This is a genomic window from Kangiella koreensis DSM 16069, from assembly GCF_000024085.1.
GTDB classification, from domain to species: Bacteria; Pseudomonadota; Gammaproteobacteria; order Enterobacterales; family Kangiellaceae; genus Kangiella; species Kangiella koreensis.
This window is the reverse complement of record NC_013166.1, coordinates 2796863-2813283: the sequence shown is the minus strand read 5'-3', so window position 1 is coordinate 2813283 and position 16421 is coordinate 2796863. Positions and strand designations below refer to the sequence as shown.

Annotated in this window: 14 protein-coding genes and 1 pseudogene; 11 read left to right on the top strand and 4 right to left on the bottom strand. The window is 44.0% G+C overall.

The annotated features are described in order from the left end of the window. The first annotated feature begins 23 nt into the window (after positions 1–23). The 7 genes from KKOR_RS13090 to KKOR_RS13060 all read left to right on the top strand — a co-directional run bounded on the left by KKOR_RS13090 (position 24) and on the right by KKOR_RS13060 (position 8250). Positions 24–743 (top strand): DUF4197 domain-containing protein, encoded by a 720-nt coding sequence (locus KKOR_RS13090; RefSeq protein ID WP_015781621.1) that lies wholly within the window; start codon positions 24–26, stop codon positions 741–743. Positions 744–898: 155 nt separating this feature from the next. After that, the gene (locus KKOR_RS13085; RefSeq protein ID WP_015781620.1) at positions 899–1261 is read left to right on the top strand and encodes a hypothetical protein; all 363 of its coding nucleotides are present in this window, start codon (positions 899–901) and stop codon (positions 1259–1261) included. 130 nt (positions 1262–1391) lie between these two features. Then, positions 1392–6128, top strand: a complete 4737-nt coding sequence (locus KKOR_RS13080) for a beta strand repeat-containing protein (protein ID WP_015781619.1) — start codon at positions 1392–1394, stop codon at positions 6126–6128. Positions 6129–6176: 48 nt separating this feature from the next. Continuing rightward, a complete protein-coding gene (locus KKOR_RS13075) occupies positions 6177–6683 on the top strand; it encodes a phage tail protein (protein WP_015781618.1) in 507 nt (168 codons plus the stop codon). Between the two features lie 9 nt (positions 6684–6692). Next, positions 6693–7214 carry a phage tail protein gene (locus tag KKOR_RS13070; RefSeq protein ID WP_015781617.1) on the top strand — a complete coding sequence of 174 codons (522 nt, stop codon included), beginning with the start codon at positions 6693–6695 and terminating at the stop codon, positions 7212–7214. Between the two features lie 9 nt (positions 7215–7223). Beyond that, a complete protein-coding gene (locus tag KKOR_RS13065; protein ID WP_015781616.1) occupies positions 7224–7754 on the top strand; it encodes a phage tail protein in 531 nt (176 codons plus the stop codon). A gap of 1 nt (position 7755) precedes the next feature. Further along, a complete protein-coding gene (locus tag KKOR_RS13060; RefSeq protein ID WP_015781615.1) occupies positions 7756–8250 on the top strand; it encodes a GNAT family N-acetyltransferase in 495 nt (164 codons plus the stop codon). 4 nt (positions 8251–8254) lie between these two features. Here KKOR_RS13060 and KKOR_RS13055 read toward each other — a convergent pair whose 3' ends face one another. Continuing rightward, on the bottom strand, positions 8255–8557 hold the full coding sequence (locus KKOR_RS13055; RefSeq protein WP_015781614.1) for a DUF6916 family protein: 303 nt from the start codon (positions 8555–8557) through the stop codon (positions 8255–8257). A 96-nt stretch (positions 8558–8653) separates the two neighbouring features. Here KKOR_RS13055 and KKOR_RS13050 point away from each other — a divergent pair, with 96 nt between their 5' ends. The 3 genes from KKOR_RS13050 (at position 8654) to KKOR_RS13040 (ending at position 13678) form a co-directional block, all read left to right on the top strand. After that, on the top strand, positions 8654–12187 hold the full coding sequence (locus tag KKOR_RS13050; protein ID WP_015781613.1) for an FG-GAP-like repeat-containing protein: 3534 nt from the start codon (positions 8654–8656) through the stop codon (positions 12185–12187). Positions 12188–12283: 96 nt separating this feature from the next. Further along, entirely contained in the window at positions 12284–13171 is an 888-nt protein-coding gene (locus tag KKOR_RS13045) for an alpha/beta hydrolase family protein (protein ID WP_015781612.1), read from the top strand. Positions 13172–13180: 9 nt separating this feature from the next. Continuing rightward, a complete protein-coding gene (locus KKOR_RS13040) occupies positions 13181–13678 on the top strand; it encodes an acyl-CoA thioesterase (RefSeq protein WP_015781611.1) in 498 nt (165 codons plus the stop codon). A gap of 100 nt (positions 13679–13778) precedes the next feature. On the opposite strand, the gene KKOR_RS13035 is transcribed toward KKOR_RS13040, so the two are convergent. The 3 genes from KKOR_RS13035 to rhlB all read right to left on the bottom strand — a co-directional run bounded on the left by KKOR_RS13035 (position 13779) and on the right by rhlB (position 15862). Further along, the gene (locus tag KKOR_RS13035) at positions 13779–14060 is read right to left on the bottom strand and encodes a hypothetical protein (protein ID WP_015781610.1); all 282 of its coding nucleotides are present in this window, start codon (positions 14058–14060) and stop codon (positions 13779–13781) included. A 115-nt stretch (positions 14061–14175) separates the two neighbouring features. Continuing rightward, positions 14176–14451 carry a putative periplasmic lipoprotein gene (locus KKOR_RS13030; protein WP_015781609.1) on the bottom strand — a complete coding sequence of 92 codons (276 nt, stop codon included), beginning with the start codon at positions 14449–14451 and terminating at the stop codon, positions 14176–14178. A gap of 148 nt (positions 14452–14599) precedes the next feature. Next, the gene (rhlB, locus tag KKOR_RS13025) at positions 14600–15862 is read right to left on the bottom strand and encodes an ATP-dependent RNA helicase RhlB (RefSeq protein ID WP_015781608.1); all 1263 of its coding nucleotides are present in this window, start codon (positions 15860–15862) and stop codon (positions 14600–14602) included. A 78-nt stretch (positions 15863–15940) separates the two neighbouring features. On the opposite strand from rhlB, the pseudogene trxA reads away from it, so the two are divergent. Next, positions 15941–16297, top strand: a pseudogene (gene trxA / locus KKOR_RS13020) (thioredoxin TrxA); the annotation flags it as partial. Positions 16298–16421 lie beyond the last annotated feature (124 nt).

Below are 16421 nucleotides of genomic sequence, written 5' to 3'. Positions count from 1 at the left end.
ATTAAACAACTTGGGAATACACAATGTTTAAACATTTCAAACTCTCCATTCTGATCATAGCGGTAATAGCCATAAGCTCTTGCAAAACCACCGATGTGCAACGGGTTTTGGATACTTTGGGCGGTGCAAATCAGCCTTTATCAGAACAAACTGTTGTGGCTGGGCTTAAAGAGGCCTTAGAGGTTGGCACTGAAAAGGCCGTTTTTAAAACCAATAAAACCGGTGGTTTTAGTAATAATCCTCTAATCAAGATTATCGTTCCGGATCAATTTAGTGATGTGGCTTCAAAAGTCAGACAGATTGGCTTGGGTTCTTATGTAGATAAATTTGAGTTACAGATGAACCGTGCAGCGGAACAAGCATCCGGGGAAGCAAAACAGGTTTTTTTCAGCGCCATATCAGGCATGACGGTACAGGATGCCTGGGGTATTTTGCGTGGTGGTGAAAACGCTGCTACCCAGTATTTCAGAAATAAGACCGAGCGCCAATTGGAACAAAGATTTGCCCCAATCATTAATACCAGTATGCAGAAAGTCGGGTTTTACAGCGATTATCGTCGGCTTTTAAACACCTATGACAATATCCCATTCACCGATAAGCCCAATTTGGACATAGAAGATTATGTGATGACCGAGACTATGGATGGTTTGTTTACCTTGGTGGCGGAAGAAGAGGCTAAAATCAGACGCGATCCATTGGCTAGAACTACAGAGTTATTGCAAAAAGTGTTCGCTCAGCAGTAAAACTGGTGTGACCTATCTCACAAAAGCTTGATCCGCATCAAGGATAACAGTATGTTAGTAACTAGCTGAAGGAGGATTCGAGCTTAAAAAATATAAAAAAAGCGAAAGGATTCTCATAACAATACTAATGATATGAAAAGGATAGGGACAAATTCATGTATGACGTTACCGTCAAGAATGACTATGGTTATCCCATAGCATTAGATTATCCTGTCGCCAATAATCAAGCCCAGCTAGCAGGCTTAGGTGACAAAATAATCTCTAAAAGCCGAGGAAATCACATCCTTTCCGTTCCCGGCATAGAACCTATCAACTTTATCGATATCACCGATACACAACCATCTGAATATACCTTCGGCAATACTTTTTGCCTTCAGCCCCAGTGGGTTAATCTGGTCCGTTGTTGCGATCTGGATGCTCACTTTAGATACGAAGGGCAAGGTGAAGTTATTGTGGATTATGATCCGCATGGTTGTTCACACTTAAGTTTTACAAAGGGCGGGATGGTCATCAATTAAGTTGATGCCACCGTCAACTAGTTTGATGATCTCGGCTAAAGCTAAGTTTTAAGAACAGCAAATGGTGTTATTAGAGCCAAGCCTATAACCGAGGGAACGACAACCTATTAACGACAACATGGAATGTGCTATGCCAAAGCGTTCATTTTCTAAACTATATCTACCCGTCCTATTTGGATTGGGTCTAATTCCTGCAATTGGTCTTACTGCGGCTCCAACGGTTACTGCAACCTTAGATGATCAACAGAAAACCGATGATGATAGCGATGGTAATCTCGATCGTGGAGATACGCTGACCTACGAGGCGCAGCTTGATAATGCCGCAGGTGGTGATGAAGCGCAGTCCGTATTATTCGAAGCCGCACTAGACGCTAATACAACACTGGTACCGGGGTCGGTTAAAGTAACCCCGGTTGCAGTTGCAGACAGCTTTCAAAGTTATGGCGGGATTACATTAAGTGTTTCAGTTGCCAATGGCCTATTAGCCAATGACTTTGACCCTAAGGATGCCAATTTACCCACCAATGCGGGCATGACGGTTGTTGCTGAAACCGTTGCTACAACAGAAGGTGGTTCAGCCACATTGTTTGCCGATGGTAGTTTTAATTATACGGCACCAGCAAATTTCACCGGAACCGATACCTTCAGCTATACAGCCAATGATGATGATGCAATGACTGATAGTGGAGTTGTGTCAATTTCGGTGGACGGACAAATTTGGTTTGTAGATGCCGCCGCTGCTGCAGGTGGGGATGGCTCGCAAGCGCTGCCATTTAATGATGTCACTAGCTTAAATGGTGCTGACGGTGTCGGCGATGTGGATGAATCAGGCGATATTATTTATTTTGCTGCTGGCACCTATAGCGACGGTCTAGAGTTAGAAGCTGATCAAAAAGTAATTGGTTCCGGTGTAGCCTTAACCATTAACGGTGATGATTATGTTAACGCAGGAGTGGCCCCTGACTTTGGTGGTTTATTTGAGTTAGCTAGTAATAACACCATCGAAGGTTTCAATTTTAATCCCGGCACTGGCTATTCGATTAGTGGTAACGCTGCAAGTGGTGGCGTAATCACCAATAGTTCTGCCAGCCTGTCAGGCAGTGCCGGTATCGTCAATCTACAAAACCATTCTGGTAGTTTTAACTGGGATGCTAATGTTTCAGGCGGAACCAGTGTTTCTGCGATAGCAATCGACGGCGGTAATGCAAACTACACTGTGAGTGGCGATATCGGCCTTACAGGCGGCAGAGCAATCGATGTACAAAATGTCACCGGTGGCAGCATTACAGCGACCGGGGCAATGACGATAAATTCCGGTTCTGCGTTGAATCTCATCAACAATAGTGGAAATCCTGGTTTTGAATTTGCTGATATCACTGTAACGAATGGGTCAGGCACTGCAATCAATCTGGTTGATAATGGTGCGGCAACCTATCAGTTTAATGGTGACGTCAATCTCGGCACCACTAATGGCGCTGGAATGGTTGCGAATTCAGGTCTAATATCACTTGCTGATGCCGCCAGCTTTAACAATTTATTTAACACCAACGGTGGCCCAGCGCTGGATTTGACCAATGTGAATATTGGCACCATGTCACTAGATTCCATTGCATCAAGCAACTCAACCAGCGAAGGCCTCAATCTAACCAATATCACTGGCTCATTGGAGCTGGGCAATATCACGGTCAATGATGCAGCAGCCGATGCAGTGTTGCTATCCGGAGGTACGCTGGCGCTTTCCAATGTAACCGGCTCAGTGGTAGTCGATAATCCGGGGCTTAGCGCGGTCAAAATAGAGGGTGCAACTTTAGGTAATATTGCATTAGGTAATGTTTCCGTAACCAATGGTTCGGCTAGTCATGGCGTTTCCATCAGTGATACTACCAATCCAATAACACTTGGAGATTATGCTCTTCAACAGGGCGCGCAGGGTTTGCTGATTAGCAATACTTCGGGCGGAGTTACGCTGGATAGTGTCTCATTAGGACAAACTGATTCATTGACTTCAGGCGGCGTTGCAATTTCAGGAAACAACAGCGGTTCAATAGATTTAGGCACCGGTTCTATCAGTTCCGCCTCTCCTTTCACCGTTAGTGGCGGTACAGCAACCATTGATTACAGTGGAGCAATTGAGCAAACCGCCAGTGGCGCAGCACTGTCCGTTGCCAATCATGGCTCAGGAACAATAACACTTGATGGCGCAACAATAGGTGCTACCAGTGGTAATGGACTACAGTTTAACAATGCTTCAGGGACTTATGAAATTAGTGCGGTTACGACTTTAAATGGCGGTGACGCAGCGCTTGATGTCACCAATAGTAGTGGCGTCTTTAATTTCACGGACTTAAGCATTACCAATCCTTCCGGTTCGGCTATCAATGTTTCTACAGCCAGCCCAACGGTGACCGTTTTAGCCGGAACCATTAGCCACAACAGTGCAAATAGCGGAGTGATTGTTTCAGATCTGACCGGAGGCACTGTCTCTTTATCTCCAGCGATGACGCTCAGTTCAAGCTCTGCTGATGCCATCAGCCTGACCAACAATTCTGGCGCCACTATTTCATTGGCGGGACAATTGAATATCACCACTACAACAGGCAAAGGTTTGATAGCTTCTGGCGGAGGTACCTTAGCTCTTGGTGCAGCTACCAATAGTATTACAACCCAAACCGGTGTGCCGATAAGTTTGAATGGGATTAATGTCCATAATGATGGGGTGAATTTTAGTAGTGTGGCAACCACTGGAACCGTGGCGAGTGATGCAGTGAGCTTAACGAGTGTCAATAATAATTCGGTAAGCCTGGGTAATGTCACTATTGCGGGCACAAGCGGCACAGCGGATGGCTTGGATGTTTCGTCTTCCAGCGCTTCCCTACTTTTGGATTCGCTGACTGCAGATTCCATTGCGGCAAACGCCATTAACCTGAATGGCGCTAATGGAGCGATTACAATCTCGACGGTTAATATTGATGGTGTCAGCGGCGGCGCTGTGGTGATTAACAATAATTCAAATCCAGTAACAATTAATGGCGGCACCATTGCAGCGACAACCGCAGTTACCGGCAAAATACTGGATGTGGATCAAGGCTCTGGCAATATCACCCTGGCTGCGACTATGAGTAATAGTCAAAATCATGTAGCAGAAGTGACCAATCGAACCGGTGGCACTATCAACGTCAGCGGACAGTTTTCAGATACCGGCTTAGGTATCAGCGCTAACAATAACACTGCTGGAACACTGGTCTTCTCTGGTACTTCCAAAGTGTTATCAACAGCTGGCAGTAATGCGATAGTTCTGAACAGTAATAATAGTGGCTTCGTAACACGCTTCACCAATGGCGGGTTAGATATAGACACCACAACCGGAAGCGCCCTCTCCGCCACATCCTCGGGAGTGCTAGAAGTGTCTGGCGCCGGAAACAGTATTACGACAACTTCTGGAACAGCGCTGACTTTGGTCAACTCAGCAATCAGTGCTAACGATGTAAGCTTCCAAAGCATTTCGCAGTCAGGAGGGACTAACGCCATTACCCTAACCAACACGGGTACCAATGGTAGCCTGGTTGTTACTGGGGTGGCGACAACCGTAGGTTCGGGCGGAACTATCACCGGTTTAAGTCAGGAGGCTATCCGTTTAACCGATACTTTGGCTCCCTCTTTTAATGGCTTAAGCATGTCAAACATCACCAGAGAGGCCATTCTAGGAGTGCGGGTGAATGGAATATCGGTAACTAATTCAAGCGTGACCAATGCCGGAAGCACCGATGCTGATGCGGATGATGATGTATTTGGCTTCGTGCGTGAAGGGCTTGGCGACAATGGCTTGACCGGTACGGCCTTGTTCCAGAACCTGACCATTGCAGATGCGCATGAAAGAGCGATAGATATTGTTAACGAAGGCTCAGGCAGTCTCGATCTCGATATTATCAATGTTAGCGTTAATGATAATGATGATACTCAAGGTGAAGACGCCATACGCATACAAAGCGAAGGCACAATTAATACTGACGTTCTGGTTTCTGGCGGCACCTTTAATAACCTTGAGCTGGATGCAGTTGCCTATTTCGCTCAAGGCACAGGTACTAACAACGTCACCGTCACCGGTATTACGACTACTAACGGTGGTGGTCCGGATAACTTCCCTAATGGTGGAGGTATTGCGGTTGTTGGTTCTAATGGTTCGACAACAACATTTAATATCAATAACAACAATTTATCCGAGGTGTTTGGTGAAGGAATACAAATTGTTGGATTGGCAGGAGCTAATCAGACCTTGACCATGAATGGAACTATTTCTGGTAATCAAATGAGCTCGATGAATGGAGATGGAATAGACCTGGACTTTGATGGCGATGTGGCAGGGAGTAGCACAATTAATACCACCATTGACGTCAATAATAACACCATTGATTTTGATGATGACGGAGTTGGTATTGATTTCAGAGATACTGCAGGAACCGGTAATTTCACCATTAGAAACAATACGTTCAGTGTCATTGCAGGCGATGATGGCGTAACTACCGATAGTGACGATGGTATTTTCATTTTCAGTGATGATGATGTGAGTGCGGGGGCATCGACACTAAATGTTGCGATTCAAAACAATAGCTTCAGCGGTATAGATCCTCTAGATAAAAATATTGTTGTTGAAGATATTCGGGATGCAGGTCGAAGTGCTTGTTTTAATATGACCGGCAACAGCCTCGGTGTCATTGAACTGGATCTTGACGCAACTGGTGCTGGGGGGCGAGTAACACAGGCTTCAGTAGCAGCTATGGCAACCGATAATAATGGCTCAACCGTCACTGTTATCGATCAATTGCCAACCTTTAATTCAACCCAATGTAGCAGCGTACCGTTGCCGTAGTGATTATACGAACACAATAACAAATAGCGAGAACAACAGGAGTCATAAATGTCAGAACCATTTTTAGCTGAAGTACGAATGGTTGGTTTTAATTTCGCCCCGAGGGGCTGGGCACTCTGTGATGGACAGATACTGCCTATTAATCAAAACCAATCATTATATTCATTAATCGGGACTACCTATGGTGGTGATGGAAGAACCAGCTTTGCTCTTCCAGACCTACGCGGACGGACACCCATAGCGGTAAGTGCTGAGCATCCTGAGGGACAAAAAAGCGGCGAAGAAGCGCATACATTATCAGCGAGTGAAATCCCCTCTCATAAACATACGGTTTCTGCTTCTTCGGATAATGCCACAGCAGGACAACCGGGTGGCAAAAGTCTGGCTACAGCGAGGGAACGAACTTATGCACCTTATGATGCCAGTACTAAAGTTGCCATGGCTCCAGACTTTTTGGCCAATACTGGTGGCGGCCAGGCGCATAATAATATGCAACCGTTTTTAACTGTAAATTTCTGTATTGCGATACAGGGATTGTTCCCTTCGCGAAATTAAGGAGTTGTCATGTCAGAACCATTTGTTGGTGAAATAAGAATGTTTGCCGGAAACTTTGCTCCACGCGGCTGGGCGTTTTGTGACGGACAGCTGTTAGCAGTGTCACAAAATGACGCGCTATTTTCTTTGTACGGAACCATTTACGGCGGTGATGGAAGAACAACCTTTGGCTTGCCAGATATGCGTGGAAGAATTCCCATTCATGCAGGGCAAGGGCCAGGATTATCACCTAGAAATCTGGGCTCGAAAGCTGGAACTGAGCAAGAAACAGTAACAATAAATGAGCTCCCAACGCATAGCCATACATTCTATGGAGTAAGTGCTCAGGCGACTGAAACTAGCCCTGGAGCGAATGAAACATTAGCGCAAAGTGTGGGTTACGATGCGTATGTACCAAACCAAAATACAACCCCCATGAGTAATAATACTGTGTCTGCTGTAGGTGGGTCGAGATCGCATACAAATGAAATGCCCTTTTTATGCGTCAATTTCATCGTTGCCTTATTTGGCATTTACCCATCAAGACATTAGGAGAACATTATGTCAGAACCATTTATTGCTGAGATAAGAATATTTGCGGGGAACTTCGCGCCTCGTAGTTGGGCGTTTTGTAATGGGCAGCTATTACCGGTTTCGCAAAATACAGCGTTGTTTTCATTAATTGGCACCACTTATGGCGGTGATGGTCGTACAACCATGGCGCTACCAAATATGCAGGGGCGCGCTCCTATGCATCCAGGCCGAGGTCCAGGTTTAACGGAAAAACGCTTGGGACAATTAGGAGGTAGCGAAACGGTCACTTTAAGTGAAGCACAGATTCCGAATCACACTCATAATCAATTGGGATCGAATGAGGAATCTGAGTTTGATGGGACCAACAATCCACAAAGCTCTCTGCCAGGCAGTGTTGAAGGTGGCAAAGAATTGTATGCCGATGGCAACAACTTACAGCCGATCTCAGAATCCGCTGTTGAAAATACGGGTGGCAGTCAGCCCCATAACAACATGCAGCCTTTTTTAAGTATGAACTTTATTATTGCGTTGCAGGGTTTGTACCCGAGTAGAAGTTAATATGATGGCAGCAACTGTGACATTTAGACCAGTGGAAGAGAAAGACTCGGACTTTTTGTCGGAGGTGTATGCCAGTACGCGACTTGAAGAGTTACAAGTGACTGGTTGGCCGCAACAGCAGATCGATGAGTTTTTAAGAATGCAGTTTGAAGCCCAAGATACTTTCTATAAACAGCAGTTTCCAGATGCTCAGTATCAGATTGTGCAATATGAAAGTCAGGAGGCTGGTCGCTTGTACTTAGATTTTCGTGAAGATGAAGTGAGAATTGTTGATATTGCCCTACTCCCAGAGTATCGGGGGAAAGGTTTGGGAACAAAGTTGTTAAATCGCATCATAGATGATGCAGAAGAGAAGCAACTGAGCGTTCGTATTCATGTGGAAAAGAATAACCCCGCGTTAAATTTATATCTGCGTCTGGGGTTTGAAAAGACTGATGATAAAGGTGTTTATTGGTTGATGGAAAAGCCTGCCCAACAGATACGTTGCGCAGGCTGAGCCATTAGGCAGCATCAATTTTCCGATTGATGACGGCTTCATACTGAAAACATTTTTCATCACCGTGAATAGGTACCAGAAAAAGATCCTGGTTACCCATCGCGGGATGTTCAAGCGTATATGTTGCTTGAGACAGTAGCGCGTCACTTGACTCAAAGATTAACGAAAAACGTTCATAATCAGGTACGTTTTCGGACGTTAAATTACTGCATTCAATCAGTGTCAGTTGAGTTTTGTCATCTGCATGCTGAATAGAAAACTGAGTGTTTAAAGAGTTTTTAAATATATCCTGATTAAGTGTTGTCATGTGAATTCCTTGAAAAGTTATTTGCAAGACATGGTAACAAACGAATGGTATTTTGCACCAAAAAATTAAACCTAACCTGGTTATGAGGATGGAACAATGAGCCGTGGAATTATAGGCCTGGGATTATGGATTGTCACTTTAGCTTACTCAACGAGCACGTGGGCTGAGCCGCAAATAAATTTAGGTAATCTACCTGCGGGTAAAACAGTGACCGTAACTTATGACGTGGTAGTCAATGATGATGCCAGCGGCAATCAAATTTCATCTCAGGCAACGGTATCCGGGGCTAACTTTACCAGTTTAGTGACTGATGACCCTGCTACGGTAACTGCTAACGATGCTACGGTAACTGCAATAGATAGCGCAGACACCTCGGTTAATTTAAATGCAACTGACTCCTCGCCAACCAGTAGCGAAAATGTGACCTTTACCACTCAGGTTACCACCAGCGATTTAAATCTAGAAACACCAACCGGTAATGTTGAGTTTTTAATCGACGGATTTAGTGAAACAACGGTTGCGCTAAATGCTTCGGGTGAAGCAAGCTTTAATAAAGCTTTCTCCGTCGGCAATTACACAGTAACAGCAAATTATCTTGGTAATGCAGAGTTTGCTTCTGCTACTACCGATAGCAATATTTCAGCTGTACCCGCAAATACGACGACCTCTATTGATTCCTTCTCTTCATCTTCAGTATTCCCGGGCGATTCTGTGACATTTAATTTCTCGGTGGCGATTGAAGCAGTAGCCAGTGGCTTGCCTATCGTGGGAACAGTAGAAGTTGCAAGCGGTTCAGAAAGCTGTAGTGCCGATGTCAGTGTGGGTTCATGCTCCATTCAATTTAACAGTGCAGGAACACGAAGCCTGACCGCAACCTATTCTAGTAACTCTCCTGAGGTCAGCGGTAGCGTATCTTCATCGGTCAGCGTGGATGTAGTCAATAATCCGCCAACGATTGATCCGATTAGCAGTCAAGTAGTGGCACCACTCCAGGAGGTTTCATTTGTGGTGGTGGCGAACGATCCTGACCCATCAGCAGTGATCAGTTATAGCTTAGCTGCAGGCGCACCGGCTGGTGCCAGTATTGATTCTGTAACAGGAGAGTTTAATTGGACCCCGACTATTGCTCAGGCTGGCGCTGTTTATGAGATTACCGTTGAGGCAAAGGATCAATTTGATGCAACGGATACACAAAGCTTTTCGATTACCGTAGAAGAAGATGATGGTGTGCCGATCCTCGCTAATGACTCTGTAACAGTGGATGAAGATTCGGTAGCTGTATTTAGTCCGCTTGATAATGATCATAGTGGACAAGGTTTTGATTTAGAAACGTTAAGAATCATTTCAGAGCCTGTATCAGGCACTGTGACTGTTAATCAGAACAACGGGAAAATGAGTTATCGTCCGCAAAAAGATTTTAATGGACAGGATCAGATTCAATATCAAATTGATGATGTCGTGGGCCAGGAGTCTAATGTTGCCGTCATTGCCATTACGGTGAGTCCTGTGAATGATTTGCCTGTTTTTGCTTCAGAGCCGGTTCTGACAATAGTTGAAAGTAATAATTATAACTATCAAATTGAAGCGGTTGATGCTGACGGAGATACAGTCAATATTTCTTCTTTGACTCAGCCGCTGTGGTTACAGCTAGTTGGCAATAACTTAACTGGTATTCCTCAGAATATTGATGTTGGGGTTTATGATATTGAGCTTTTAGCTTCGGATGGAACTGGACAAAGTCAGCAGAACTTTGAGTTAAGAGTGGTTTCAGTCAACAGTAATGATCTGGCAATTTCACAATCCTTATCAACTATTGCTCCATTAGTTGATGAAGCATTTACATTAACCTACGAAGTGACTAATAGTGGCCCAAGTCAGGCAACTAATGTGGGTGTAGAAATTGAATTAACAGGTGATCTTGCCCTGATTGAGAATGATAGCCGTTGCACAGTAAATAATTTAATCTTCAGCTGTTTGATTGGTGATATGGATGATGGTGCTTCCGAGCAAATCCAGATAAATATTGCTGGAAACTCAATTGATGATTTATATAGCTATGCTGAGATCACAGGCTCCAATGATGAACTACTCGATAATAATCAATCTGCTCAGGGTTTGTCAGTCACCAGCGAGCTTATGAATGACAAAAGCTTAACAGTTGGCGAAGCGGCCTCGCAAATTGTGGTAACGGGTGACATCAATAATGATGGCCTTGATGACCTGGTTTTATTAAGAGGAGCAAACACTATCGGCTCTAGTTTCATTAACGATGGTGCTGGTAATTTTAATAAGGCAGCAGACATTGCTGGAGAAGAAACTGTTGTTACAGCTGAGCTTGCTCATATTAACGGTGATGGTCATTTAGATTTAGTAGTCGCTACTGGCCAGAATCAGCCAACCTTGGTATATACCGGCGACGGCAGTGGTAACTTTGTTATCAATCAAGTGCTGGGAATTGCTGAAAGCAATGCATTGGATATAGCTGACCTTAATGGTGATGATTTAGCCGATGTTGTCATAGCCAATAATGGGCCTGACGAAGTTTATATAAACCAAGGCAATGGTCTTCAACTTAGTCATTTAATTGATACTGTTAACAGCACAGCCTTGGTGTTATCGGATGTTGATGGTGATGAGTTGATCGATGGCTTGCTTGCGGTTGACGATGGTACCAGCCGTTTCTATCGCAATGACCAATTGCTGGATACCTTATCACCTCCCAATAATTTCACCAGCATAGCCACAGGGCTGGTAACAGGCATTAGATCGCTTGATGTGAATAACGATGGAATGAATGAAGTAATCTTTGCCGGTGCAATAGACGAGCAGGATCGCCAGCAGATTCCGGCCAATAAGGTTTATAGTTGGAACGGTGGCTTTAATCTGCTGCAGTCAATCGGCCGCATGGACTCTGCTCAAGTTCTGGTTTCCGATATCGATAATGATGGTGATACAGACTTATTTGTGCTGAACAAAGTGGGAGCCCATCAAATCTATCTAAATGAATCAGGAGTTTATGAGTTAGCGTCAAAATTACTGATAAATGAGGCAGCAAAATTTGCATCCTGGGTCACTCAGAATGACGGTGTCCTAAAAGATCTGATACTTGCCGAAGATTTGGTCGAAGGCAGCGCGCTATATATTAATCAGGGCAATGGTGAGTTTGGACAAGCCATTGCAGATATCAGTGTAGAGGCTGTAGCTAGCGCTACCTCCGTGAATGAGCAGGGTGTGGTGACCATACAAATTATTGTCCAAAACAATGGACCAAGTTCAGCTCAGAGTGTTGAACTTCAAACAGTGACCAACTCAAATGTGAATATTCTTGAGTTTGGCAGCGGTCTTGATGGCTGCACTATCAATCAAGAAAACATGAGTTGTAGTTTAGATAACCTTAGTGTTGGCGAAGTAAGACAGATACCATTGAGGGTTATTGCTGTTGGGGTTGGCCAGGCTACAGTGACGACTACTGTGAGCACTCAGTCATTAGATCCTGTGGAGGAGAATAATCAAGAGCAGGTTAACCTGACCGTCAGATCCAAGAAGGATAGTGGCTCAGGTGGTGGCCATACCGGTTTATGGTTACTGATACTTTTGGGATTGATGTTGGGTAGAAGACGAAACTCATAATTTAAGCATTTAGATTGAAGCAAAAGGCCAGACCACTGGCCTTTTGCTTGAGAATCAGGTATTTATAATGACTTTAGTCACTAACTGGAAGTCTGTTTGTCATATCCACATCACAATCTCCAGATACAGACCGTTGATGGATTTATCCTATCAGCGTCAATTTATTCTGCAAAAGAAGAGCCCGACGGCAACACTTTAAAGCAAAACCGATGGTTAATCATAGGCTCTGCTTTTGGCGTACCACATCAGTACTACAAACATATTGCTAACCACTTAGCTGAACAAGGTATCAGCTGCCTGACCTTTGATTATCGTGGCATAGGCCAGTCAAAAGATGGGGTTATGCCTGCTAAAGACATGCTAATGCAGCATTGGGGAGAGCTAGACTTAGAGTCGGTAATTCAACACGTGCAGAACAGTTATCAGCCGAGTGAACTGTATTATCTGGGGCATAGTGCTGGTGGCCAGATATTAGGCTTGGCCCCCTCCTCTTATCAATTCGACAAAATAATCTTAGCTGCTACCGGGGTTGGTGCCTGGAGAGCATGGCTGGGAGCGCAGAAGTATCTATTGGCAGCCATGTGGTATGGCCTAATGCCATTGATGATGGTGTTTCAGCGTGGTGATTTTTTCCATTCGAAAATGCTGGGCCCCATTCCGGTACCTAAACATGCGGTTAAACAGTGGGTTGAGTGGGCTAAATCTGAAGATTACCTATTCACTTCCAGGCACGGCTTAGATCTTTCCGGTTATGAAAAGATAAAGGCCAATATCTTTGCGCTGACTATTTCAGATGACTGGTATGCCCCACAATCCTCAAGAGATGCATTGTTGGCTCATTATTCAAACAGTCACCGGGTAACTCAATACATACTGCCACAAGACTTGGAACTAAAACGAATAGGACACTTTGGGCTGTTTCGTAAAAAGCAGGAAATCATCCAAGGAATATGGCAACCTATAATCAAATTTTTAAATCAGTAGGCAAGGATTATGACAGAACGTATCAAGAAAAAAGCTGAAGAAATTGAAACCTGGAACTTCGTTTTCCCAAACCAAAGTAACCCCTATGGCAACATGTTTGGTGGTGAGTTGCTGGCGATTATGGATACAACAGCAGCAATGGCGGCCATTCGCTATGCTGAAAAAACCGTATCAACCGCATCAGTGGAGCGTGTGATATTTAAAAAGCCAATCTTTGTCGGTGACCGAATTAAAACCGTAGCAAAAGTGGTTCTAGTTGGAAGAACCTCAATGATGGTAAGAACCGATGTATTTGTCGACAAAGGCGGCGCAGAAGGCGATGTACTGAGCACAACAGCTCACTTTACCTTGGTTGCGTTTGATGAGGAGCGAGTACCGTCAGAAGTGCCAGAGCTGATTATTGAAACCGATAAAGAAAAGAAGCAGAGCGAATTAGCGCAACAGATCAAAGATCATGTTGGCCGTAGAGAGGTCAGAATTAAAGAAGTTGTGGAGAAGTGGAAATAAGTAAGTATTGCAGTCGTCAAGGTAGGAATACGGGATACTAAACCTTATACACCCAGAGGAGCTATATTCAAGCAGCTCTGGCTGTATAAGGATATAGCTATTAACGACCCTGGGGAGCTGTCATTTCAGAACCTTGCGCACGTTCAACCGCTTCTCTACTTCTGCGTTGTAAGTCTTCATAGTCTTCTACAGTCCAACATTGCTTTTTCTTAAAGTTAGTACCGACAGTATGCGTACGCTTGCAGATAATTCTCGGCTCTTTTGTTTCTTCAGAAGCAACTTTCTCTTCGGGGTCTAGATTGCCTTTACTAGCGACAGGAGCTTGTGTTGCGCAAGAAGATACGAAAAAGATAACAGATAAAAAAGATAATTTTGTAAGCATAACTAATCCGTTTTATTTTATAGATTTGAAAAATTAGCAGATAGCCGAAGAAAGCTAAAGACTAGAAGTGTAACTGAATATGTAAGAGCCAATAATTCATTGGCTCATGGATATTCTATTTACTCGAATGTGGTAATTGGTCAACGGAAAGAGGCCGGCTTGTTTGAGATTGGTTACTGGTAGGCATGAGAGAAACTTTATTCTTTTCATAAGTATTTTTTGACATGCAGTTTTTTTGTTTGAAATGCCAGCCAACTCTTTTAGTGTAGAAGCAGACTTGCGGTTCAGAAGATACAGCATCTGCCTGGTCTGGTGCAATATTGTTACTATTGGTTGTTGAGCATGCCGTTAGAATTAAAGTGGCTAAAGATAGAGCAAACAAATTTTTCATATGATTATCCTTAAAGTTTAATATCCATTAAAGGGACGCACTTATCTTAATGAAGGTGACAACAGATGTAAAATAGGCTAGCAAGAAAGCTTATCGAAAATAAAAAAAGCTACGTGGGTAGCTTTTTTCTTCTGTCTAATATGTAAATTTATGAATTGCGAGGATGTCTTGGTTTTCCGCCACCACGTCGTTGTGTCGGATGACGACGTTTCTGTTGAATGGGCAAAGAGGGTTTTAAATTAGCTAAATACTCAGACTTGATTTCAAGTTTAGGCAAATTGTGACCTACGTATTGCTCTATCGCTGTCAGGTTCATGGCAAAGTCTTCACCGGCAAAACTGATGGCATCACCTTCAGCACCCGCTCGTGCAGTACGTCCAATGCGGTGAACATAGTCTTCGGCATCATCCGGTAGATGATAGTTGAAGACATGAGTTACACCGTCAATATGCAGCCCACGAGCGGCGACATCGGTACAGACTAATACACTGACATCGTCATTTTTCAGCTCATCTAGTAGACGTAAACGCTTTTTCTGATGAACATCACCGGTTAACAATCCAGCTTTGATATCATTACCTGCTAAGCAAGCCCAGACGTGTTCAGCTGCGCGTTTGGTATTGGTGAAAACAATCGATTTTTCAGGTTCTAATCGCTGCATTAGGCCGACTAGCAATGGCAGAGCTTCTTCGCGACTAGGGTAAAATAGGGCTTCTCGGATTTTATTAGCCGAGACCTGTTGGGTTTGAACCTGCACATGCTGAGGATTATTCATGTGTTCATAGGCGAGCTCTTGTACGCGGTGCGACAAGGTTGCTGAGAACAGCATATTGAGGCGGTCAGTTGCTGGCGGCATGCGATTGAACAAGTAGCGAATATCCTTAATAAAGCCGAGATCAAACATGCGGTCGGCTTCGTCCAGAACGACGCTATCAATGGCTTCCAGGCCAAATGCTTTAGTTTTGAAGTAATCTATCAGGCGACCAGTGGTACCAATTAGAATATCCACACCATCAATCAATTGCTGCCGTTGTTTTTCGTGATCCTCGCCCCCATATACTACTCGAATCTTGAGGTCAGTATGTTTGGCCAGCTGCACCGCATCCTTAGCGATTTGCACCGCCAATTCGCGGGTTGGAGCCATAATTAATGAGCGTGGCTCGTTTTTACGGCGCCCTTCGATTTCTGGCAACGTCAGAATATCGTTCATAATCGCCAATAAAAAGGCGATGGTTTTACCGGTTCCGGTTTGTGCCTGACCGGCAACATTCTGCCCTTTTAATAATAAAGGTAGAGATTTTGCTTGAATCGGTGTGCAATATTCAAAGCCCAGGTCAGCAACTGCCTTGAGCAATTTGGGATCAAGTCCTAGATCGGAAAATCTAATAGTTGATAGATGCGATGTATCCATAAGGTAATTTTTACCATTAGCGCTTGCATTAACAAGCGTGATTGTTTGAAATAGTGCCATTGTGCGTATGTACAGAGCCAAGCGCAAGTAAATAGCAGGAGAAATTTGATGAGTGACAAAATTGTATATCTAACGGATGCGACGTTTGAAGCTGAAGTTTTAAATTCCGATCAGCCAGTATTGGTTGATTATTGGGCAGAATGGTGTGGTCCTTGCAAAATGATCGCCCCTATCCTTAACGAAGTTGCTGAGATGTATGAAGGTAAAGTTAAAGTGGCTAAGCTCAATATTGATGAAAATAGCGAAACACCACCTAAATATGGTATTCGCGGTATTCCAACCTTAATGTTATTCAAAGGTGGCAATATCGAAGCGACTAAAGTCGGTGCTTTATCAAAATCACAATTAATGGCATTTATCGACAGCAATGTTTAATGCTAGATTAATATATAAAAGAGGCTGCGGCCTCTTTTTTGACTTTTTCGGTGGCTGGCTAAAACACTAGACACCCCGCAGAACTAATGCTACATTGAGCAAGCTAATAAAAAAGCGTCTCTAG